This window comes from Desulfocicer vacuolatum DSM 3385, assembly GCF_900176365.1.
Taxonomy (GTDB): Bacteria; Desulfobacterota; Desulfobacteria; order Desulfobacterales; family Desulfobacteraceae; genus Desulfocicer; species Desulfocicer vacuolatum.
Window position 1 is genome coordinate 70,405 of record NZ_FWXY01000020.1, and the last position, 21,542, is coordinate 91,946.

General features: G+C 48.1%; 19 protein-coding genes. 13 read left to right on the forward strand and 6 right to left on the reverse strand.

All coding sequences use genetic code 11. The features are described 5' to 3' along the window. The first annotated feature begins 50 nt into the window (after positions 1-50). The 4 genes from B9A32_RS16360 to B9A32_RS16375 all read left to right on the forward strand — a co-directional run bounded on the left by B9A32_RS16360 (position 51) and on the right by B9A32_RS16375 (position 4,155). Positions 51-1,244 carry a glycine C-acetyltransferase gene (locus tag B9A32_RS16360; protein ID WP_084070954.1) on the forward strand — a complete coding sequence of 398 codons (1,194 nt, stop codon included), beginning with the start codon at positions 51-53 and terminating at the stop codon, positions 1,242-1,244. After that, the gene (gene tdh, locus B9A32_RS16365; RefSeq protein ID WP_084070957.1) at positions 1,245-2,276 is read left to right on the forward strand and encodes an L-threonine 3-dehydrogenase; all 1,032 of its coding nucleotides are present in this window, start codon (positions 1,245-1,247) and stop codon (positions 2,274-2,276) included. A gap of 125 nt (positions 2,277-2,401) precedes the next feature. Then, positions 2,402-3,766, forward strand: coding sequence for an aspartate kinase (locus tag B9A32_RS16370; RefSeq protein WP_084070960.1), 1,365 nt, complete (start codon positions 2,402-2,404; stop codon positions 3,764-3,766). A gap of 125 nt (positions 3,767-3,891) precedes the next feature. Next, positions 3,892-4,155: a hypothetical protein gene (locus B9A32_RS16375; RefSeq protein ID WP_084070963.1), complete on the forward strand. Its 264-nt coding sequence runs from the start codon at positions 3,892-3,894 to the stop codon at positions 4,153-4,155. A gap of 1 nt (position 4,156) precedes the next feature. Here the strand turns inward: B9A32_RS16375 and B9A32_RS16380 are convergent, their stop codons facing one another. The 3 genes from B9A32_RS16380 to B9A32_RS16390 all read right to left on the reverse strand — a co-directional run bounded on the left by B9A32_RS16380 (position 4,157) and on the right by B9A32_RS16390 (position 6,436). Continuing rightward, positions 4,157-4,678 (reverse strand): universal stress protein, encoded by a 522-nt coding sequence (locus tag B9A32_RS16380; RefSeq protein ID WP_084070966.1) that lies wholly within the window; start codon positions 4,676-4,678, stop codon positions 4,157-4,159. Positions 4,679-5,031: 353 nt separating this feature from the next. Next, complete coding sequence (locus tag B9A32_RS16385) at positions 5,032-5,748, reverse strand: rhomboid family intramembrane serine protease (RefSeq protein ID WP_084070969.1); 717 nt, start codon at positions 5,746-5,748, stop codon at positions 5,032-5,034. Between the two features lie 28 nt (positions 5,749-5,776). Beyond that, positions 5,777-6,436, reverse strand: coding sequence for a hypothetical protein (locus tag B9A32_RS16390; RefSeq protein WP_232367203.1), 660 nt, complete (start codon positions 6,434-6,436; stop codon positions 5,777-5,779). A 175-nt stretch (positions 6,437-6,611) separates the two neighbouring features. On the opposite strand from B9A32_RS16390, the gene B9A32_RS16395 reads away from it, so the two are divergent. The 7 genes from B9A32_RS16395 (at position 6,612) to B9A32_RS16425 (ending at position 16,846) form a co-directional block, all read left to right on the forward strand. Next, positions 6,612-6,842, forward strand: a complete 231-nt coding sequence (locus B9A32_RS16395) for a MoaD/ThiS family protein (protein ID WP_139795862.1) — start codon at positions 6,612-6,614, stop codon at positions 6,840-6,842. Between the two features lie 18 nt (positions 6,843-6,860). Continuing rightward, a complete protein-coding gene (locus B9A32_RS16400) occupies positions 6,861-7,550 on the forward strand; it encodes a HesA/MoeB/ThiF family protein (RefSeq protein WP_084070972.1) in 690 nt (229 codons plus the stop codon). 132 nt (positions 7,551-7,682) lie between these two features. Continuing rightward, a complete protein-coding gene (locus B9A32_RS16405; protein WP_232367204.1) occupies positions 7,683-8,504 on the forward strand; it encodes an SIR2 family NAD-dependent protein deacylase in 822 nt (273 codons plus the stop codon). A gap of 61 nt (positions 8,505-8,565) precedes the next feature. Then, positions 8,566-8,901, forward strand: a complete 336-nt coding sequence (locus B9A32_RS16410) for a histidine triad nucleotide-binding protein (RefSeq protein ID WP_084070974.1) — start codon at positions 8,566-8,568, stop codon at positions 8,899-8,901. 112 nt (positions 8,902-9,013) lie between these two features. Then, positions 9,014-13,342, forward strand: coding sequence for an amylo-alpha-1,6-glucosidase (locus B9A32_RS16415; RefSeq protein ID WP_084070977.1), 4,329 nt, complete (start codon positions 9,014-9,016; stop codon positions 13,340-13,342). Further along, a complete protein-coding gene (locus B9A32_RS16420) occupies positions 13,339-14,841 on the forward strand; it encodes a glycogen synthase (protein WP_084070979.1) in 1,503 nt (500 codons plus the stop codon). Before B9A32_RS16415 ends, B9A32_RS16420 begins: the two co-directional genes overlap by 4 nt. Next, positions 14,807-16,846, forward strand: coding sequence for an alpha amylase C-terminal domain-containing protein (locus B9A32_RS16425; protein WP_084070982.1), 2,040 nt, complete (start codon positions 14,807-14,809; stop codon positions 16,844-16,846). The genes B9A32_RS16420 and B9A32_RS16425 overlap by 35 nt, the downstream gene beginning before the upstream one ends. 315 nt (positions 16,847-17,161) lie before the next feature. Here B9A32_RS16425 and B9A32_RS16430 read toward each other — a convergent pair whose 3' ends face one another. The 3 genes from B9A32_RS16430 to B9A32_RS16440 all read right to left on the reverse strand — a co-directional run bounded on the left by B9A32_RS16430 (position 17,162) and on the right by B9A32_RS16440 (position 19,768). Continuing rightward, complete coding sequence (locus B9A32_RS16430) at positions 17,162-18,493, reverse strand: hypothetical protein (protein WP_084070985.1); 1,332 nt, start codon at positions 18,491-18,493, stop codon at positions 17,162-17,164. Positions 18,494-18,599: 106 nt separating this feature from the next. After that, a complete protein-coding gene (locus B9A32_RS16435) occupies positions 18,600-18,902 on the reverse strand; it encodes an AF1514 family protein (RefSeq protein ID WP_084070987.1) in 303 nt (100 codons plus the stop codon). 14 nt (positions 18,903-18,916) lie between these two features. Next, positions 18,917-19,768 (reverse strand): MBL fold metallo-hydrolase, encoded by an 852-nt coding sequence (locus tag B9A32_RS16440; RefSeq protein ID WP_084070990.1) that lies wholly within the window; start codon positions 19,766-19,768, stop codon positions 18,917-18,919. Between the two features lie 785 nt (positions 19,769-20,553). Here B9A32_RS16440 and B9A32_RS16445 point away from each other — a divergent pair. Both B9A32_RS16445 and B9A32_RS16450 read left to right on the forward strand, forming a co-directional pair. Further along, positions 20,554-21,321 (forward strand): fumarate reductase cytochrome b subunit, encoded by a 768-nt coding sequence (locus B9A32_RS16445; protein ID WP_084070993.1) that lies wholly within the window; start codon positions 20,554-20,556, stop codon positions 21,319-21,321. Positions 21,322-21,345: 24 nt separating this feature from the next. Further along, on the forward strand, positions 21,346-21,542 hold a 197-nt coding region (locus B9A32_RS16450), incomplete at its 3' end, for an FAD-binding protein (RefSeq protein WP_139795863.1).

The window sequence follows — 21,542 nt, forward strand, 5'->3', positions numbered from 1 at the left end:
CCAAAAAAAATATTTTAAGACTTAACTCGCACACCGCAAAAGGAGTCGCCATGGGACACTCATTTCTCAAGGATCTGTCTCAACAGGTCCAGGATTTAAAGCGCCAAGGACTTTACAAGGAAGAAAGGATCATCACCTCCCAGCAGCAGGCGGGTATCACCATCACCGGGGGACAAGAGGTGATTAATTTTTGCGCAAACAATTATTTGGGACTTGCCAACCATCCCGGGGTGATGGCAGCAGCAAAAGAGGGCATTGACACCTGGGGTTTTGGCATGGCTTCGGTGCGCTTTATCTGTGGCACCCAGAAGGTGCACAAAACTTTGGAAAAAGCCATCAGTGAATTTTTACACACAGAAGATACCATTCTTTATTCATCCTGTTTTGATGCCAATGGCGGTTTGTTTGAAACCTTGTTCCAGCCCCAGGATGCCATCATCAGTGATGCGTTGAACCATGCCAGTATCATTGACGGTGTTCGTCTTTGCAAGGCCCATCGGTTTCGGTATAAAAATAATGATATGTCTGATCTTGAAGCTCAACTCAAAGCTGCATGGGAACAGGGCTGTCGCCACATTGTGATTGCCACTGACGGCGTTTTTTCCATGGATGGCATCATTGCCAATCTTAAGGGAATCTGTGATCTGGCTGATGAATACGATGCCCTGGTCATGGTGGATGATTCCCATGCTGTGGGATTTGTGGGGGAAAAGGGGAGGGGTACCCCTGAGTACTGCGGGGTCCAGGATCGTGTGGATATTGTCACAGGCACCCTGGGAAAGGCCCTTGGCGGGGCATCGGGTGGCTACACCAGCGGACGAAAAGAGATCATTGCCTGGCTCAGGCAGCGATCCCGACCCTATCTTTTTTCCAACACCCTGGCACCCACCATTGCAGCGGCCTCATTGAAAATCCTTGAATTACTCAAACAAGGGGATGATCTGCGTCGTAAATTAAAACAAAACAGTGCCTATTTCAGATCTGAAATGGAAAAATTGGGATTTACCCTGGTGCCCGGGGACCACCCCATTATTCCTGTGATGCTTGGAGATGCTGTGCTTGCAGGTAAAATGGCAGAGGGAATGCTTGAACAGGGCATCTATGTGGTGGGATTTTCGTTTCCCGTGGTTCCCCGGGGAGAGGCCCGCATCCGTACTCAGATGTCTGCGGCCCATGATAAAGCACACATTGATAAAGCCGTTGCCGCCTTTGAAAAAGTGGGGCGAAAACTGGGGGTGATTTAAATGAAAGCACTTGTCAAAGCAAAACCTGAACCCGGGCTGTGGCTTGAAACGGTGCCGGAACCCACCCATGGGTCTGGTGAAGTTCTCATTAAAATAAAGAAAACTGCCATCTGCGGCACAGATCTTCATATCTATAACTGGGATGCCTGGTCCCGGAAAACCATTAAAACCCCCATGGTCATCGGTCATGAGTTTGTGGGAAAAGTGGTGGCCGTGGGAAAAGGGGTAAAAAATTTCAAGCCGGGACAACGGGTGTCCGGGGAAGGGCACATCACCTGTGGAACCTGTCGCAACTGCAGGGCCGGTAAACGACATCTATGCATTGATACCCATGGTGTGGGGGTGAATCGTATTGGTTGTTTTACAGAATTTTTGGTCATACCGGAAATTAATGTCTACCCCATCCCCCCGTGCATTGATGATGAGGTGGGCGCCATTATGGATCCCTATGGAAATGCAGCCCACACCGCCCTTTCCTTTGATTTGGTGGGGGAGGATGTGCTCATTACCGGGGCCGGTCCCATTGGTATTATGGCAGCAGCCATGGCCCGGAAAATAGGGGCAAGGCATGTGGTTGTCACCGATGTAAATGATTATCGTCTGAATCTGGCAAAAAAGTTGGGAGCCACCCGAACGGTGAAAGTGGGCCGGGAAGATCTTCAAGATATTCAAAAGGAACTTGGCATGAAAGAGGGATTTGATGTGGGCATGGAAATGTCCGGCGTTCCCTCTGCCCTGGATCAGATGATGGAAAACATGAACCACGGCGGCAAGATTGCCATGCTGGGCATATTTGCAGATAAACCGGTTTTAAATACAGACCTTTTGATTTTTAAAAGCCTTACACTTAAGGGAATTTATGGCAGAGAGATGTTTGAAACCTGGTATAAAATGATCAATCTTTTGCAGTCCGGTCTGGACATTGCCCCCATTATTACCCATCGATTTCCTGTGGATGAATTTCAAAAGGGATTTGATGTGATGAACAGCGGCCAGTCCGGTAAGGTGATTCTTGACTGGTCAAAGGGATGATCCATGGGTTCTCATTGCTTTAAAGGTGTGATATAGAATTTAAAAAAATTCCCGGAATACAACTCCGTCCGGGATGGACAAAGCGGGAACCGTTCTGAAAATCATATCTGGAAGGCAAAAAAACAATGAAAGTAATAAAAATAGGTGGGGGATGTTTAAAGGGGGAGGCCGTTGTCTCCAGTATTGTGGCGCTGATTATTCAGCGGGGCCGGGGGAACGTGTTTGTTCTATCAGCCCTGTCCGGCATCACAGATAAATTGATGAACGGCATTGAAATTGCCATGGCTGACGAAGATAATATTCCTTCATTGGTTGATGAAATTCGTCGGGAGCATCTTGGCCTTGCCCGTCATTTAATAGCCTCTGAAACAGATTTAAAGGCTTTGGAAGAAGAGTTTGAACCTCATTTTTTAAAGATTGAGCGATATTTTTTTGGTATCAGTTTCACCCGGGAAGCCACCCCCCGCATGCAGGACATCATTGTCAGTTATGGAGAACGTCTTTCTGTAATTCTCATGGCAAAGGTGCTTAAAAGCCATGGGGAAGATGCCCATTACATCATGCCCCGGGACGCAGGTATTATCACCGACGGTCGATTTGCCGATGCCACGGCAAACATGCCCATAACCTCAAAAAATATGCAGAAAAACGTGTTACCCATGATGACGGAGCGTACTATTTTGTTTGTTCCCGGTTTTTTCGGTATCAGTGAAACCGGGGAAGTCACCACATTTGGCCGGGGGGGCAGCGATTATTCTGCGGCTGTTGTAGCTGCTGCCATGAAGGCGGATATCCTTGAAATCTGGAAAGACACTGAGGGGTTTATGACGGCAGACCCCCGGAACATCCCCGAGGCAAAACTGATTTCAATCCTCAGCTATGAAGAGGCATCGGAACTTGCCTATTCAGGAGCATCCATTCTCCATCCCAGAACCGTGGAGCCGGTGCGTAAATCAGGCATAAACATTGCCATCAAAAATACTTTAAACCCCGATGGACCCGGAAGTCTCATCACTGAACAGGCAGTGCATGATAAAAATGTTATTAAAAGCATTTCCCATTCCATGGACATTGCCGTTTTAAAGGTGTATGCGTCCGGTGTGGGGCTGCGTCAGGGCATACTTGCCCACATTGCCGGAACACTTGCAAAGGCCGGTATCAATATCAAATCCGTTGTTACCTCCCAGACCTGTATCAGTCTGCTTTTATCCAGAAAAGACATTGAGCGTGCCCACAGGGTGATTCTGGAGGTAAAACCGCGTCTTTTCAGGGAGTCTGAGCAAGTGACAGATACGGCACTTATCAGTGTGGTGGGGGATGGTCTTCACAATCACCGGGGCATTGCGGCTCGGTGTTTTACTGCCGTGTCCCAGGTGGATGTCAACATTGAAATGATTTCCTTTGGACCTTCCAAGGCGGCGCTTTATTTTCTTGTCCATGAAACAGATCTTGAAAAAACCATGGCGGCCCTGCATTCACAGTTTGTTTGATTTTTACAAAAAGGCATAACATTGGGGGCGGGCTTACATTGTTGTCGTCCCCCAATTTATCCAGAGGACGGAGTATCTGGATACCAGAGAGGATAAAAATGGCAACGCCGAGGATAAAAATAAAATTGAATCTCCAATATCATTGCATAGAGACAGAGATAAAAAAATTATATAATCGTCGGGTATCCATGGGGCTTAAAAAAGGGCTCACCAATGAATTGGAAAGGGAAATTGAAGGATTGAAAACGGCCCTTGAAACCTTTGATTTCAGAAGATTAAGATCTCAACACCGACAACTTGCCGGTGGCAAAAATCAATGGGCCATTCTCAATGTTGATCATCATGGTATACCGGAAATTGATTTGCCGATTGCCAAACAGGGTAAATGAGTTATGACTCATCATCTGCCGGCGGGATCATCATGACCGGAATTCTGGATCGTTTTAAAATGCTTTTGGTACGACTTCCAAGGGATTTCGAGTCTGAAAAAATGGTTTTGTTGGATCCCAGTATAATAAGATCACACTCTTCTTCCTGGGCGGTTTCCAGAATGGTATCGACCACATGGCCGTCTTTGACTAAAATATTTTCAACAACGTATCTGTACTCTTCATTTTGGGCAGTATCGGAAAAGGTGCCAAGGGCTTGATGGATGGTGGACAACTCATTTTTTTTGCCGATGAGGGTGGCCCTTGCATCGTGGGCATGTTTGGTGTGCAGCAATTCCCACTGCTCTTTGCCAAGCAGGCCCTTAAGTCTTGAATCCAGTGATTCAGGAACGCTTTCCATGACATGCAAAAGGGTAATTGCCCCTTCGTAACGGGTGGCAAGATTTGCAGCATATGCAAAGGCATGCCTACAGTTATTGGTCAGGTCCGTTGCAAATAAAATTTTCTTAAAATCTCCCTTCATGATCTCTCCTCTTAGTATTTTGGGGTATTATTTTTTAAGTGTCGATAATTTGTTAAAATTTATATTGTGGTGCAATATGCTTTTTATTTCGTATTTGTCAATGCCAATATGGCATTAAATGTTGAAAAACATCATTTAATTCCTCTTTCGGGCTTCATTTCAGTGTGCCGACGGGGTCAGGCTTTTGTTATTGATGTTATCAACCAAGGCCTTTGCCAACGAAAAAAGCCTCGATAATGTCAATAACGAAAGCCTGACCTCACCCGAAATGCGAACACCGAAAGTTGAGTTAATTCTTTGCTGTGGCATCTCAAGGTGTTCACAGACCCGGGCATGGTAAGCTCATCACGGTGTTACAGGGCCAGGTGAATGGCGAAGACAATAACCCATAAAAGCAACAAAATTGTCATACCCATTAACCCCATGGAAACCAGATAGTGCCACCCGGCTTCTTTTTTTGTTTCATGGTATCCCAACAGCCATCCCAGGCCGATTCCGGCAATCAGCCCCCCACCATGCCCCCAGTTATTAATGCCGGGAATGGCAAAACCAAAGATAATAAGGCTGAACACCCACCCCATGGTCTGCTTGTAAACGGCCTGGCCAAAGATACCTCCCCTGGTTTTCCCATAGTATAGTGTGGCCCCGATGAGGCCGCAGATGGATGCCGACGCGCCAATGGTAACACTGACTCCGGCAACATAGGATAAATAAAATCCCGCGATACCGCTTACGGTGTATATAATGAACATCCGGTGGTGGCCATAGGTCTCCATGACCAGATGCCCGATCTGTACCAGGGCCGTCATGTTAAAAATAATGTGTAAAAGGCTTCCATGGAGCCAGCTTGCCGTGATCAAAGACCACCATTCCCGGTAATGGTCAATGGGGACGGTACCAGTGGCACCCATGAAAATCAAGGTATTGGTGGAAGGGGAAAGGGCGGTAAATGGATTGATGGAAAAGTTGGTGTAACGACCACTGACTACAAGGGTTGCCAGAAACATGAGCCCATTAAGCCCTATGATGGCCCGGATCAACTGATGGGAAGTGGGGCTGGGAAAACGCATTGGTGGATGGAATCCTCCGAAAAACCGGTTATTGCGTTGGATCTTGGGTTACAGGCTGCTCAATTTTTACGGCATTGAGGTATTCTTTGATACCGCCCAGGGTCATGGTGAATAATTTTGTACCGGTGAGGATCACCGCCGCATTATCATGGCATTGGCAGGCATCAGCAAAGGCCGGACCCATGACCCAGGAGGGATCGGTTCCTTCTGTTGTGTTTTGTTTCATGACGGCAACATAATTATCCATGCGTTGTTTAAGAATGGCAAAGTAGTCCACCTCCTGTCCAGTGGCGGTGGCGGTGACCTGGGAGATATTCTGGGCAATTTCCTGGATATTGTTCCAGAACAGCTGGTTGAGATTTCTTTTAAGGGGCTCTTCCGTCATATAAAAAGAGATTCCCCAGCCCACACTTAATATCTTTAAAATCTGAAGTTCATACTCCACACAGGTCATATCAACACTGTCATCCACCGGGGTGGCTTTGAGCAATGTTTTTAAATCATCCCGGTTGATGGCAAAGGTTGCCAGATTTTCTGCAAATTTATAGATGTTGATCGGTTCCATGGTTGCCTGCCCCATTATTCCCTCTTTTTTTTCCGTTGCATACAATTCAATAACCATGTCATAATATCTGTCATGGGTAAATATTCGTTCGGTACCCCCGTCTTTACTTTTGGGTCCGCTCATCCCCCCTAACACCTTATATGCCATGTCGTTCTGATCAGGCCAATGTTGGGGACCGGTGAAACAATTATGTTCCCAAACCGGATATTTACTGCCATGACGCCCCAGCGTCTATATCATTTTAAATGAATAAAGTAAATGTCATCCACCTTCCGACATTCTAATTTTGGAGCATTTTGTGATATCTGTTGATTTAAATTTATTTGCTACTCTGAGATCTTTTTTACCCGACTCTCCCAAAACAATGACCGTTCCTCCGGGGACCTGTGTCATGGATTTGGTAACACAGCTTGCCATTCCTGAAGAAGATGTGAAGTTGATTTTTATTAATGGCAAAAAAGAAGCGCTTTCCTATGTGCTACAAGACAATGACCGGGTGGGAATATTTCCACCTGTTGGGGGGGGATAATCATTGAAACCGCCGGTAATGTCAAGATATGCAAGAAATTTCCAATCCATAAGCCATAAAGAACAGGAGCGCCTTGCCGGTGCCAGGGTATGCGTTGTGGGTCTTGGGGGCCTGGGAGGCGGGGTGGTGGAGATGCTGGCCCGCATTGGTGTGGGAACCCTGGACCTGGTGGATGGAGATTGTTTTGATGAAACCAATCTTAATCGCCAGCTTCTTTCCACGGAAAAAAAACTGGGCGTTTCCAAGGCCACTGTGGCCCGGGAGCGGGTGGCTGCCATTAATTCCACCATAAAGGTCAATGCCTTTAATGCGTTTCTAACCCGGGAAAATGCCCACAAAATTATGGGACAGGCCCAGGTGGCAGTGGATTGTCTGGATTCCATTTCCCATCGATTTTTGCTTCAGGAATTTGCACAGATTCGCAATATTCCCCTTGTTTCCGGTGCCATTGCCGGTTCCACAGGACAGGTAACGGTTATTTTCCCTGATGATCCGGGCTTTAAATTAATTTATGGAGATCCCCGGGACAATAAAGAATCGGGCATTGAAGCGCAATTGGGAAATCTTGCCCATTGTGCCCTTATGGTGGCCTCTTTGCAGTCTTCAGAGGTGGTCAAGGTACTGCTGGGACGGGGCGAGATTCTTCGAAATCGTTTGCTCATCTGTGACCTCATGAGCAACACCTTTGAAGTCATGCAACTGGTATAACCCACATGTCCCGGCGGACACAACGAATATAGAAAATGGCATTATGCCGCCCCCCCGAGGGGCAATGGGCCCGGCCGGAACTGTAGACAGCTCAATTGGCCGGTTCCCATTGCCCCTCGGGGGGGCTCTGCCGTGGTAAACCTGGAGACTGCATTGTATATAACTGCCACGGGCAGAACTTATTCTGATAAAAACAGGGAGATTGAAATTGTGGGCAATAAAGATTATGAAGAGGCAGCAAGGTTAATCCGGGACGCAACCCGGGCCGTGGCCTTTACCGGGGCCGGTATCTCTGTGGAGAGTGGCATTCCCCCTTTTCGGGGGGAAAATGGATTGTGGAACAAGTATGATCCTGCCACCTTTGATATTTCCTATTTCCATGAATATCCGTCCCACTCCTGGGAAGTGATGCGGGATATTTTTTATGAATTGTTTGGCCGGGTCAAACCCAATGCGGCCCATTATATTCTGGCGGAGATGGAAGCCAGGAAACTGATCCACGGGGTGATCACCCAGAATGTGGACAGTCTCCACCATGATGCCGGAAATAAAACCATCCATGAGTTCCACGGCTCTTTAAGAAAATTACTTTGCCTTAACTGCGGCAGGCTCACCAAGGTGGAAAATGTAGATCTGGCCTGCCTGCCCCCCAAATGTGTCAAATGCGGGGGACTGTTAAAACCCAATGCCGTTTTTTTTGGAGAGTCCATCCCCGGCCATGCCCACCGGGCTGCCTTTGGGGAAGCGGACAAAGCCGATCTTTTCATCATTGTGGGTACCACCGGAGAGGTGGCCCCTGCCAACATGATTCCCCGGCTGGCCCGGGAAAACGGTGCAAAAATCATTGAGATCAACACGGAACCGTCGAGCTACACTGATTTTGTGACCCATATTTTTCTCCAGGGAAAGGCCACCGCCGTCCTGGAGCAACTAATGCAAACCATTGAAACCTGAAAACGGTATTGGGTTTTTCATGCTTTGAAGACTTGACCTCATATTTAAAAAGGAGAATGAAATGACAGAAGATTGCCTGTTTTGCAAAATAGTTAAAGGTGAAATTCCATCGGAATTTCTATATGAAGATGACATGTGCGTGGTATTCAGGGATATCAATCCCCATGCCCCGGTCCATCTGCTCATTGTACCCAGACAGCACATCAGAAGTATCAATGATCTCACCGAAGCAGATGCAGAAATTGTTGCAAAAATGCATATGGTGGCCCGGGACATGGCCAAAAAAGAAGGGGTTGACACATCTGGATACAAACTTCTTTTTAATGTGGAAAAGGGCGGTGGACAGGTGATTTTTCATCTTCACCTTCACCTGCTCGGAGGGTGGGAAGAGAAATAATAAGGTACTGACATATCAGGGGAAATCGCCTGTAACTGCTGATAAATGAAAAAACAGATCAACAAGGGACGATTCCCCGGTAAAGTTGCTGATTTCATTGGGAGGGGGAACCATGGTTGTTCAATATCCCGAGCCCGGCAGGGCCCTGGTCATGTTTTGCGGAGACAGTATTACCTTTACCCTGGAGCTTGCTTCTGACACGGATGTTGGGGGTGATGCCTTTATTCGAACGAATCTGGGGCGTGCATGGCTTATCCGGCAAGAGATTATTGACCGGGTGGATAAAGGGGAGATCAAGCTCAACAGTGCCTGGCATGATATAAAAATGATCCGCCGGGGTCCCGCCTCGTTTTCCATTACCCTTCCCCTGTATGAACCGGGTCACTTTAAGGCCAAATGTTTTTTCATGGGCAAGGCTGATTCCTCTCCCCTGTGGCCCGGGGGTGAGAACACGGTGATTAACGTGGAAAGTGCAGGTTCCTGCTGCGCCAATATCATCTACAACGCCTTTGTCCGCCAGTTCGGCAGTGCAAAATGGCCCCGGGAACCCATGCCCCCGGAAGAAGAAAAGATGATCCACACCCTTGAAAGTAAGGGGTACACCGTGATCCCGGAATCTGGAAAATTCCGGGATCTTGTCAAAGAGGTGGATTTTATTTTTGGTGAGCTGGGGTGTCGGGTACTCCAGCTGTTACCCGTGCATCCCACCCCCACCACCTATGCCCGCATGGGGCGGTACGGCAGCCCCTATGCGGCCCTTAACTTCACTGATGTGGACCCGGCTCTGGTGGCGTTTGATCCCCTGGCAACCCCATTGGAGCAGTTCATGGAACTTGCCGATGCCGTGCATACCCATTGCGGCTATCTGATTCTTGACATTGCCATCAACCACACAGGCTGGGCTGCCACCATCCACGAAAGTCATCCGGAATGGCTGGTGCGAAAAGAGGACGGCACCATTGAGGTGCCCGGTGCCTGGGGGGTGAAATGGGAAGATCTCACCAAGCTTGACTATTCCCGGGTGGAGTTGTGGCAATACATGGCAGACATATTTCTTTGCTGGTGCCGCAGACGGGTGGACGGATTCCGATGTGATGCCGGCTACATGATCCCTTTGCCGGCCTGGGAATATATTGTGGCAAGGGTGAGAAATGAGTATCCGGATACCCTTTTTTTTCTGGAGGGTCTGGGCGGGGGCATCCATGCCACCTGTGATCTTTTGAACACCGCCAACCTCAACTGGGCCTATTCTGAACTGTTCCAGAACTACCGGCGCACAGAGATAGAAAACTATCTTTTGGAAGCCTTGGAAATTTCGGAAAAATACGGCCTCATGGTGCACTTTGCCGAAACCCATGACAACCCCCGGCTGGCCGCGGTGTCCCATACCTATGCCAGGATGCGAACGGCTGTTTCCGCCCTGTTTTCCGTGTGTGGCGGATTTGGTTTCAGTGCCGGTGTGGAGTGGTTTGCCACGGAAAAAATTAATGTGCATCAAGCCCCCTCACTGAACTGGGGGGCCACGGACAATCAAATTGAACATATCAAGCGCCTGAACCTGATTTTAAAGCATCATCCCACCTTCAGCCAGGGAACCCGACTTTTTTTCATCCACAATGGCCCGGACAACGGCTTGGCCTTGGCCAGGATTCATGACAACTCCCACAGTGGCTTACTCATTGTGGTGAACCTTGATTGTGAACACAAAGAAACAGTATCCTGGAATTCCCGGGACTGGGAAATGCCATCCTCCACCATGGTGGATCTGCTCACTGAACGGAACGTTCACATTACAACGGATTTGGATCAATGTTCTGTTACCCTGGCACCCGGGCAGGTGATGGCCCTTTCTTCCGGGATGGAAAATCTCCATGCCTGGATGGACAATGCCCCCTCCCTGTGCCGCATGCCCCGGCGGGTTCTGGATCAAAAACTCAAGGCCAAGGCAATGAAGTTGTTCCAGGTTTTTCAAGGGTTTCATGACCTTGGAGATTTTGATGTCCATGCTGCTGCAGAGCACCTTGTCCATGACCCCGTTGCTTTTTGTCGTTCCCTGAATCTGGAGGGAAAACAAAGCCGGATGGTGACCTGGAACTGGGATGCAGACAGACGTCGTACAGTGATGGTGCCCCCGGGGCATTGTGTGCTGGTGCTGGCCCATAAAAATTTCAGGGCTGATATTCGTCAAACATTGCGAAACAGTGTTAAAACCGTGGGGTATGAAGAGGCTTTACCCATGGCTTCGGGACATTTTTTTGCCGTTTTTCCCCCCCTTAAAACCAATTCGTTTCATCGAGAATTGACCTTTCGCATTCGTTTATTTCAAAATGGTAAAACCCATGAACACAACTCCTCCCTTCTTTTTCTGGCCCAGCCCCGGACCCTGCCGTTCCAGGCCGGTTTTTCCAGAAAAAAAATCATGGCGGACCCCTCCCTGAAATTCCTGGATGTCAATGGCCGGGGAGCAGTGCTGCGGGCCGCTGCATGGTGGGGGCGGCTGGAGAGTCGGTATGACGGTTTGTTGTGTGCCAACTTGAACCCTGAATATCCGGAAAATCGCTGGATGCTCCTTGCCCGGTATCGCATATGGGCTTTGTATCAGGGCACATCCCGGGAGCTGACCCTGGATTGCCTGGAAACGTTTTCCTGTTTGATCGGTGAACAGGGAGGGCTGTGGCGGTTTAATGTTCCCACCAGTGAAGGCAGACATTTTATCATTGAACTTAAATTGTGGATGGTCCGGGGGCAAAATCAGGTGTGTCTTGAAATTATTCGAAAACCCTCCCGGGATGTGGCCCTGTTTCTGGACGATGATCTTCCGGTGACCCTGATTATTCGACCGGATATTGAGGATCGCTCTTTCCACGACACCGTCAAGGCATGGACCGGCCCTGAAAACGCCTGGGAATCGGCCCTGACCCTGAAACCGCATGGTGTGCGCTTTGAACCGGCACCGGGTGAACGGTGCCTGGACATTGAAATGCCCGGGGAAAAATTTGAACTGGACCCGGAATGGACATATATGGTGCACCGTCCCCTGGAGGAATCCCGGGGGCTGGATGCCCATTCTGATCTGTTCAGTCCCGGTTATTTTAAAATTGCCATGACAGGCAGCCTCCAAGGGGTGCTTCTCAGGGCAGATGCCGATGGATTAAAACCACCTGACGGCAAGATGGGCCCGCAAAAAGACCCCACTGCCACGGCTTCGGTACCATCCAATCATTTTATAGAAACCGTGGCCCGAAATCTGGACCATTACATGGTAAGCCGGGGCCGGGACAAAAGTGTCATAGCAGGGTATCCTTGGTTTCTGGATTGGGGGCGGGACAGTTTAATCTTTTGTCGGGCATTGATCCAGGCCGGACGTCTGGATTATGCAAAGGCTGTTTTACGTCTGTTCGGGCAGTATGAACAGGGCGGAACTTTACCCAACATGATCTGCGGCAGCAATGCCGAAAACAGAGAAACCTCTGATGCTCCCCTGTGGTTTTTTGCCACCTGCCGGGAACTTGTGGAACAGGATGGGGATGATTTTCTCCATGAGCGGCTGGGAAATCGTTCGGTGACAGAGATTTTAATTTCCATGGGGCGCTCCCTTATTCATGGTACAGACACCGGTGTTATCATGGATGGTGACACGGCACTGCTTTACAGCCCCTCCCATTTTACCTGGATGGACACCAATTTTCCCGCCGGCACCCCGCGCCAAGGATATCCTGTGGAGATCCAGGCTTTGTGGCATTATGCACTTTGCTTTCTTGCCCGCATTGATGGCGATTCCCGGGAACCTGCGTGGAAAGAGCTGGCGTTAAAGGTGAAACACAATGTGCATCATTATTATTTTCTAAAGGAAAAGGGCTATTTTTCCGACTGCCTCCATGCAGAACCCGGCACCGGAGCGGCCCAGGCCCGGCCCGACGATGCCCTTCGGCCCAATCAATTGTTTGTGCTGACCCTGGGAGTGCTGGATGATCCTTCCCTTACCATGCCCTGCCTGGAAGCATGCATGGAGCTGCTGGTGCCCGGTGCCATCAGGAGCCTTGCTGACCGGCCGGTTTCTTTTCCCCTTCCCATAGAGTCCCATGATGGCATTCTCAACGATCCTTATCACCCCTATGCCGGAGTGTATGAGGGGGATGAAGACACCCAAAGAAAACCGGCCTATCACAATGGAACGGCCTGGACATGGCCCTTTCCCGTATTTTGTGAGGCCTGGGCCGGGGTGTATGATGATCCCCAGGGAAGGGAAACAGCCCTGGCATTGCTGGGAAGTGCGTCGGAATTAATGAAAAAAGGATGCGTGGGTCATCTGCCTGAAGTGCTGGATGGTGATTATCCCCATACACCCAGGGGCTGTGATGCCCAGGCCTGGGGAACCAGTGAACTGTACCGGGTCTGGATAAAACTTGATACCATTTCCCAAAAAGGCAGGTTAAAATGACAAAATCAAAACCCCGCGTGCTTATTGTTACGCCGGAAGTGACATATCTTCCAGAGGGGATGGGAAATATGTCTAATTTTTGTGCCAAAGCCGGGGGCCTTGCTGATGTGTCTGCAGCTTTGATCAGCTCCTTGTTTGATCTGGGGGGGGATGTGCATGTGGCCCTGCCCGATTACCGCTCCCTGTTTGAAGGGTACCTGCCCAGTTTGTTCAATAAAGAGTTGAAGCGCATCAAAGACCGCATAGAAGAAGAGCGAATTCACCTTGCCGAGGACCGGGTTTTTTATTATCTCACCCATGTGTATTCCGGATACTATGAAACCAACCTCAAGGTTTCTCTGGCATTTCAGCGGGAGGTAATGAACAACATTATCCCCCGGGTGAACCCTGACATTATTCACTGCAACGACTGGATGACGGGACTTGTCCCTGCCATGGCCCGGCAACTGGGCATTCCCTGTCTTTTTACCATTCACAATATCCACACAGTGACAGCCACCCTGGATAAAATCGAGGATAGGGGCATTGATGCCGCCGCCTTCTGGCACCACCTTTATTATAAAAAAGCCCCCGAGTGTTACGAAGAGAGCCGGGAAAATAATCCTGTGGATTTTCTCACATCCGGTGTGTTTGCAGCCCACTATGTCAATACGGTGAGCCCCACATTTTTAAATGAAATCATCCATAATCATCACCCCTTTGTTGAGCCCTGTATCCAGCAGGAACTTTCCAATAAATGGCATGCCGGTTGTGCTGATGGAGTTCTCAACGCCCCGGACCCGGAGTTTAATCCGGCCATTGATGAGATGGTGGTGCATAATTACGGACCCAAAAATCATCGTTACAAAAAGCTGGAAAACAAGCGGCATCTCCAGGATATTCTGGGGCTGGAGATGGATGACAGTGCCCCCATGTTTTTTTGGCCTTCCCGCCTTGATCCTGTGCAAAAGGGATGTCAGCTCCTGGCTGATATATTATTTGATATTGTTTCCAGATACTGGGATGACAAGCTACAGGTGGTGTTTGTGGCCAATGGGCCTTTTCAAAAATGTTTTTTGGAAATTTTGGAATTTCATGGACTTCACCATCGAATCTCAGTGAATGATTTCACCGAAGTGCTGTCCCATCAGGCCTTTGCCGCAGCTGATTTTTTGTTCATGCCTTCCACCTTTGAGCCCTGCGGTCTTCCCCAGATGAGCGGTTGCATTTATGGTACCCTGCCCATTGTATTTGATACCGGAGGGCTCCACGACACCATTCGGCACATTGATCTGGAGAATAGTACGGGCAACGGATTTGTGTTTAATGTTCACGACGCACAGGGACTTTCCTGGGCCGTGGACCGGGCCATGGATTTTTACTGCCTCCATCCCGATGTTAAAGAAAAACATATCACCCGGGTGATGACCCAGGGGGTCCTTGATTTTAACCACACGGCATGTGCCACAAAATATATTGAACTTTATGAAAAAATGCTTCACAGGCCCTTCATTGTCTGATCCCGGTATTTTCAACGATCCAGGGCTTCTGCACCATCAAAAAACGATTCAGGCCCGCCTTGACCGGGCCCGGGTCATGGAACAGGAAATCACGGATCAGGGTCGTAAAAATATATATGATGTAGCTGATTACCACCTGTTTTTTGGACTGCATTTCACCGGTAACGCCTGGTGCTTCAGGGAATGGGCCCCCCATGCAACAGCCATATACATCATTGGTGATATGACCCGCTGGCAACTGGATGAACGCTTTTGTCTGGTTTCCAGGGACAGTAACGGTATCTGGGAGGGGTGGTTTGACACCGACACTTTCTGCCATGGCCAGCATTATCGACTGCGGGTATTGTGGCCCGGAGGGGAGGGGGATCGCATTCCCACGGCGGCCCTCCGGGTGGTGCAGGATTCCCATACTTTGATTTTCAATGCCCAGGTTTGGCAGCCTTGGAATACCTATGCCTGGAAAAATTCATCTTTTATACCATCTGATGAGCCGCTTCTCATATACGAAGCCCATGTGGGCATGGCCCAGGAAGAGGGCAGGGTGGGAACCTATCGGGAATTTGAAGATCATATTCTTCCCCGGGTGGCAGACGCGGGCTATAACACCCTTCAGCTCATGGCCGTCCAGGAACATCCCTATTACGGTTCCTTTGGATACCATGTTTCCAGTTTTTTTGCCCCATCATCCCGGTTTGGCACCCCGGAAGAACTTAAAAGTCTTGTGGATGCGGCCCATGGCCTGGGTATCCGGGTGATCATGGACCTTATCCATTCCCATGCCGTTAAAAACGAGGTAGAAGGTTTAGGTGCCTTTGACGGTACCTCACATCAATTTTTTCACAAAGGCCAAAGGGGAATCCACAAACTGTGGGATTCCCGCTGTTTTGATTATGATAAAAACCAGGTGATAAAATTTTTGCTTTCCAATTGCCGGTACTGGCTGGAGAAATTTAAAATGGATGGGTTCAGGTTCGACGGGGTGACCTCCATGTTATTTTTGGACCATGGCATTGGCCGGGCATTTACAAGCTATGCCGATTATTACCGGAAGGGAGAGGTGGATGGGGCGGCCCTGGGCTATCTATTTCTGGCCAACCGGATTATCCACGATATTTCTCCCCGGGCCATCACCATTGCCGAGGAAGTCAGTGGGTATCCCGGCATTGCCGCCCCCCAGGCCCTGGGCGGAACAGGCTTTGATTATCGATTTGCCATGGGGGTTCCTGATTACTGGATTCGCCTCTTAAAGGAATTTAAAGACGAATTATGGCCTTTGGGGTCTTTGTGGTATGAGCTCAATGCCCGTCGGGAAGATGAAAAAAGTATCAGTTATGCAGAGTCCCATGACCAGGCCCTGGTGGGAGATCAGACATTGTTCATGCGTCTCATGGGAGAAAATATTTACCATGGCATGTGGGGGACCCGGCCGGATATTAAAACATTACGGGCACTGTCCCTGCACAAAATGATCCGGTTGATCACCCTGGCAACGGCAGGGGACGGGTATCTTAATTTCATGGGCAATGAATTTGGCCATCCGGAATGGATTGATTTTCCCGGGGCACACAATCAATGGTCCTATCACTATGCCCGGCGCCAATGGTCTTTACGGGATAACCCTGATCTTTATTTTTCCCGTCTGGCAGATTTTGACCGGGCCATGATCAACGGGCTAAAGTCATTTAATATCCCCGGTGATGGCCGGGCACAATTGTGTTATCACCATGAAGACCATAAAATGATCGCCTTTTTCCGGGGCAAACTTTTGTTTGTCTTTAATTTTCATACGGATTCTTCTTATACAAATTATTTGATCCCGGTGCCGCCGGGCAGGTATGGCATGCTTCTGGATACCGATGAAAAAGCCTTTGGGGGACAGGGCCGCCTTTCCCGGGGCCAGGTGCATTTTACCACACCGTCAACGGTTCCAGGAGATATTGATAACCATTTTTTAAGTCTTTACCTTCCCACCCGTACAGCAGTGGTGCTTTTGAGCTCACATTGACATATAAATACCTCAACTTTCGGTGTTCGCATTTCGTGGTGGGGTCAGGCTTTCGTTATTGACATTATCGAGGCTTTTTTTGTTGGCAAAGGCCTTGGTCGATAACATCAATAACAAAAGCCTGACCCCGTCGGCACACTGACCCAATCGGTACATTTAAAAATGCCAGCTTTGAAATGAAACCCGAAAGTTGAGTTAATAAGGTTTTCAATAACACCTACCCTTAAGGCAATGATTGATGCATCAAGGATAATGAGTTTATGTCCTGCTATTTATATCACGCTGTTCAATTTCAATGTCATGGTCAAGTGCTTTTTAATTACTTCGAAATACAAAATTATTAAGTTCAAATCCACTCTGGGAACCAGCATGGTTAAAATCAACACGACTTACACCTGGGGGGATTTTAACATTGACTATTTTACCTCCGGCAGGCCCCCATTGGTTCATATATTCTTTATAAAAACCATTTCGCTGGTCGTTGGTTGTGGTTTGTTTTACCGTCATTTTGACGGTACCAGCGGTAATATTTAATTGATTATGAATCTGGGCGGTTCCAACGCTATGGTCATTCCAGAAATTAAAGGAAAGAATCCCTCCTTTATTGTTTGGGAGAAGTACCCGGCCGGAGGCAAATCCATTGAATTCCTGGCCGGAAACGGCATGGTGCAAGGTACGTCCAAAAATTTTACACACAGCCCCTTGACGGTTTACCCGTTCTTCAAATGAAAATACCAGGGGCGCTCCTTTGGTAAAACTTAATTGGGATATCTCAATACCCGATTGAGATCCAGAGTTGTTAAAATTAACCTGGGTTACCTCTTCAGGAACCTGGATGATGACACGGGAACCACCTGCCGGTCCCCATTGGTTTTTAAATTCCTGATAATCTTCCACCAGATCCAGGGAGGAGGTGTATTGCGTGAAGCTTTCTTTAAGGTGTCCGGCGGTGATATTGATTTTATTTAAAAAAGAGCTGCACCCCAGCTGTTGATCGTTGTATACCCGGAATGTAAGATAACCTCCATAACCATGGGGAAGAAATATGGTACCCCTTTGAAATCCGTAAAACAGTTCACCGCTTTTACTTCCTTTGAGTATGCGTGCCACTTGGATAATGGGTTTACCTGGGGTTCTGACAGGTTCTTTTTTGTAGCCTTTGGGGAGGTAGGTATAGCCAGCAATGAATCGTAGATGGGATAATTCAATACCTGTGGCGCTGCCTCCATTGTGAAATTTTAAAGTGGATATTCCCGGTGGAATGGCCAATGTGATTCGATTGATTCCGGCGGGGCCCCATTGTCCTCTGAACTCTTTGTACTCTTCCAGTAACTGGTTTTTGGTGGAATAACTGGGAATTTTTATGGCCCTTCCCCCCAGGGAAGTGTTAAAAAAATTAGTGTGGGCTGTGCCGTTGACCTGCATGTCATTCCATAATGTGAAGGTAAGCATTCCACCCTTATTATGTGGTAAAGAAATGCTTCCTGATGAATACCCGTAATAATGTGTTCCGGTGGTGGCACCGGTGAGTACCCTGTTTACATTAATTGTTACTCCACCTTCCTGGATGGATTTGCTTGAAACCATTGCCGGAAAAAAGAAAACAATCCATGACATCATTAAAAAGACAATAAATTTAATTCGCATCTGAATTCTCCTTGTTAAATATTTAACATCCCCGGTATGATGGGAAAAACAATTCAGTACCTTATCATTTTAAATGTTGCTGTAGTGGTGTCCGAATATTTATATCCTACAGGATCAATATCATGAAAACATACGCACCGTCATTGACATCCACCGTAAGATTCGCCCCGCGTGTTTGAGCATAATAAATCCATGGTTCCACATTTGTTTTACCATCTCCACATGCAAAGGTGGGATAAAACTTTCCAGTGGTACCATCCTTCCACGATAAAATCATGGCATTTCCGTAGGTGGATGTCACCATTTCTTTAACATTGTTTTTTGCCATGGTAAAATCCAGATCCGGGTCATCAATGGTATATTGAAGCGTCTCTTTCTCCCGGGCGTTGTCTTCTGGAGATATTTGCATGTTTTCTCCTCAAATTAAAGGGTAATTCGCCATCCGGCATTGGCAAAGGCAAATTTTTCTTTAAAGCGGTTGTAGCATATGGCGGCCGCCTCATTACCGGTGCAATGGGATACGGCAATTTTTTCCAGCTTAAACCGTTCAAAAGCTTCCAGGGTGCGGTTCATCTGTTCCCCCAATCCCAGAAACCCCAAATGGGTACCGCCAATGACGGCATAAAAGCTGTCATGCCCGCTTTTTTCCTTAAAATGCTCCATGACATTCACAATACCCGAGTGGGCACAGCCGGTGAGAATCACCGGCCCGGAATCGGTTTCAATTAAAAGTGAGGAGTCATCAAGCAGGGGGTCCTGGATAAACTCACCCCCTTGTTTTATTTTAAGATGGGCATCGGGTTTTTCATAATCCGTGACCCGGGGAACCTCTCCGGAAAAGAAAATGCCCGGTTCAATTTCTTCGTATTCCCGTTTAAGGGAAAATGTCAGCCCCCGGTTTTCTTCCAAAAAGTGCCGATCATTTTTTATGCCGATAAAATACCTCACCGGAGTATCTCCCTGCATGAATTCGGCATATTTGGGAATAAAAATATCGGGGTGGGCAACAACCTCCACATTTCTTTGGGGGAAAAAAAGTTCGGACAATCCACCGGTGTGGTCCAGATGGCCGTGGCTCAGTGCCACCTTGTCAATACTGCCAAGATCAACGGATAAAGCCCGGGCATTGTTTCCCAGGGTGAGCCCCTGACCGGTATCCAGCAGCAATTTTCGACCGTTTTTTTCAACCAATGCGGAAAAGCCGTGCTCTCCTGTTATACCCATCATTTCACAGGCTCTGTTTTCACATAAAATTGTAATGGTGGTACTTGCCATGATATATCAACTCCTTTTTTTAATATAACCGCCACGGGCAGACCTTAGTCTAACCTCAGTCATCCCACAACAAAACTTGAAATACACTCCTGATCTGCGGAGTGTTTCATATAAAAAAAAACGGGCTTGGTTCTAACTTCACCCAGTGCATATGTACAAAACACCCAACAACTTAATGTTGCAAATGATTTCAAATAATTAATTCTTTATACCTGATACATGCTGCCAACGGTGGGCGAACATGAAACCAAGCCCAAAAAAACAATATCAAAGGGAAAAGTTAAAAGCAATGGCTCTTTTCCGGCGAAAATCTACCGTCAAAAGGCGAATTTCCGCCTTTGATTTTCATCCGGGCCTTGTCCGAAAAGGTATTGTGACCGTTTCAATGGGATTATTCATATTGTGAAAACGGTAATAAAACAAGGGTGACTTCTTAGATAAAAAGCGATGTTCAATTGCCCTTGACGGCTGGCCTTTGTGAAACATTATCTGTTTTTATAACATATGGTATATATTTTGCTTCTATTTGCCGATGATCATTAATATCCCCAAAATACAGGGGCATTATTTTAAATTACTCAACTTTCGGGCTTCATTTCAAAGCCGGAATTTTTAAATGCCCCGATGGGCTCAGTGTGCCGACGGGGTCAGGCTTTTGTTATTGATGTTATCGACCAAGGCCTTTGCCAACGAAAAAAGCCTCGATAATGTCAATAACGAAAGCCTGACCCCACCACGAAATGCGAACACCGAAAGTTGAGTTAAATTATTATCAAGGAGGATGAATGGAACGCTTGATAGAGAATGACAATGTTAAAAAGAGCCGGATCCCGGCCCGGCTGGATCTTGCCCAGAGCGGTACCGGCCTGGTGCTGGGGCTGTTCATGTGGGTGCACATGATGCTTGTGGCCAGTATTCTGCTGGGAAAAGGCTCGTTTAATTTTGTGGCAAAATTCATGGAACTTTCTTTTCTTTCCAGCACCGGGGAAGGTTTTCCTGCGGCGGTATTTTTTGCTGTTCTGGGTGTTTTTACCCTTTTTATTATCCATGCCCTTTTGGGCGTAAGAAAATTTCCCATTTCCTGGAAGCAGCACGCCATTATCCGTCAGCAGATGGGCATGATGAAACACGACGACACCAACTTGTGGTACATCCAGGTGGTGACGGCTTTTATCATGTTTTTTCTGGGGTCTGTGCACCTTTTTATCATGCTCACCCATCCGGGCCAGATTGATCCTTATCTCTCCGCCGACCGTATCATCTCCGGCAACATGTGGCCCCTTTATCTGATTCTTTTGTTTGCAGTGGAGCTCCACGGCACCATTGGTCTTTATCGTCTCTGCATGAAATGGGGCTGGTTCACCGGTGATGATTACCGTGCCTCCCGTGTAAAGCTTAAAATGTGGAAAAAACGGTTGACCATTTTCTTTCTCACCGTGGGTCTTCTTGCGTTGTTAGTGTTTTCCATCATCGGCATCCGTCATAAAGACCATGCAGGAGAACCTTACAAGGCCCATGCCACAGTGGCAGCAGATGAAAAAACCGCAGAATAAAAAAATACACACGAGGAGCAACAGATGAAAGTTATATATACGGACTCACTTGTCATTGGTGGCGGTCTGGCGGGGTTGAGAATCGCCATTGCCGCAAAGCAGCGGGGGTATGATTCCATCATTTTGTCCCTGATGCCGGCCAAACGATCCCACTCCGCAGCAGCCCAGGGCGGCATGCAGGCAAGCCTTGGTGCCGGCATCAAAGGCGAAGGCGATGATGA

Bases quoted from the DNA above. Each gene is read 5' to 3' on its own strand.
- B9A32_RS16400 (WP_084070972.1), top strand. From the start codon at position 6,861: ATGTCAAGATATGCAAGAAATTTCCAATCCATAAGCCATAAAGAACAG.
- B9A32_RS16425 (WP_084070982.1), top strand. From the start codon at position 14,807: ATGAAAAAATGCTTCACAGGCCCTTCATTGTCTGATCCCGGTATTTTC.
- B9A32_RS16410 (WP_084070974.1), top strand. From the start codon at position 8,566: ATGACAGAAGATTGCCTGTTTTGCAAAATAGTTAAAGGTGAAATTCCA.
- B9A32_RS16415 (WP_084070977.1), top strand. From the start codon at position 9,014: ATGGTTGTTCAATATCCCGAGCCCGGCAGGGCCCTGGTCATGTTTTGC.
- tdh (WP_084070957.1), top strand. From the start codon at position 1,245: ATGAAAGCACTTGTCAAAGCAAAACCTGAACCCGGGCTGTGGCTTGAA.
- B9A32_RS16370 (WP_084070960.1), top strand. From the start codon at position 2,402: ATGAAAGTAATAAAAATAGGTGGGGGATGTTTAAAGGGGGAGGCCGTT.
- B9A32_RS16385 (WP_084070969.1), bottom strand. From the start codon at position 5,748: ATGCGTTTTCCCAGCCCCACTTCCCATCAGTTGATCCGGGCCATCATA.
- B9A32_RS16430 (WP_084070985.1), bottom strand. From the start codon at position 18,493: ATGCGAATTAAATTTATTGTCTTTTTAATGATGTCATGGATTGTTTTC.
- B9A32_RS16440 (WP_084070990.1), bottom strand. From the start codon at position 19,768: ATGGCAAGTACCACCATTACAATTTTATGTGAAAACAGAGCCTGTGAA.
- B9A32_RS16390 (WP_232367203.1), bottom strand. From the start codon at position 6,436: ATGAGCGGACCCAAAAGTAAAGACGGGGGTACCGAACGAATATTTACC.
- B9A32_RS16360 (WP_084070954.1), top strand. From the start codon at position 51: ATGGGACACTCATTTCTCAAGGATCTGTCTCAACAGGTCCAGGATTTA.
- B9A32_RS16445 (WP_084070993.1), top strand. From the start codon at position 20,554: ATGGAACGCTTGATAGAGAATGACAATGTTAAAAAGAGCCGGATCCCG.
- B9A32_RS16435 (WP_084070987.1), bottom strand. From the start codon at position 18,902: ATGCAAATATCTCCAGAAGACAACGCCCGGGAGAAAGAGACGCTTCAA.
- B9A32_RS16420 (WP_084070979.1), top strand. From the start codon at position 13,339: ATGACAAAATCAAAACCCCGCGTGCTTATTGTTACGCCGGAAGTGACA.
- B9A32_RS16380 (WP_084070966.1), bottom strand. From the start codon at position 4,678: ATGAAGGGAGATTTTAAGAAAATTTTATTTGCAACGGACCTGACCAAT.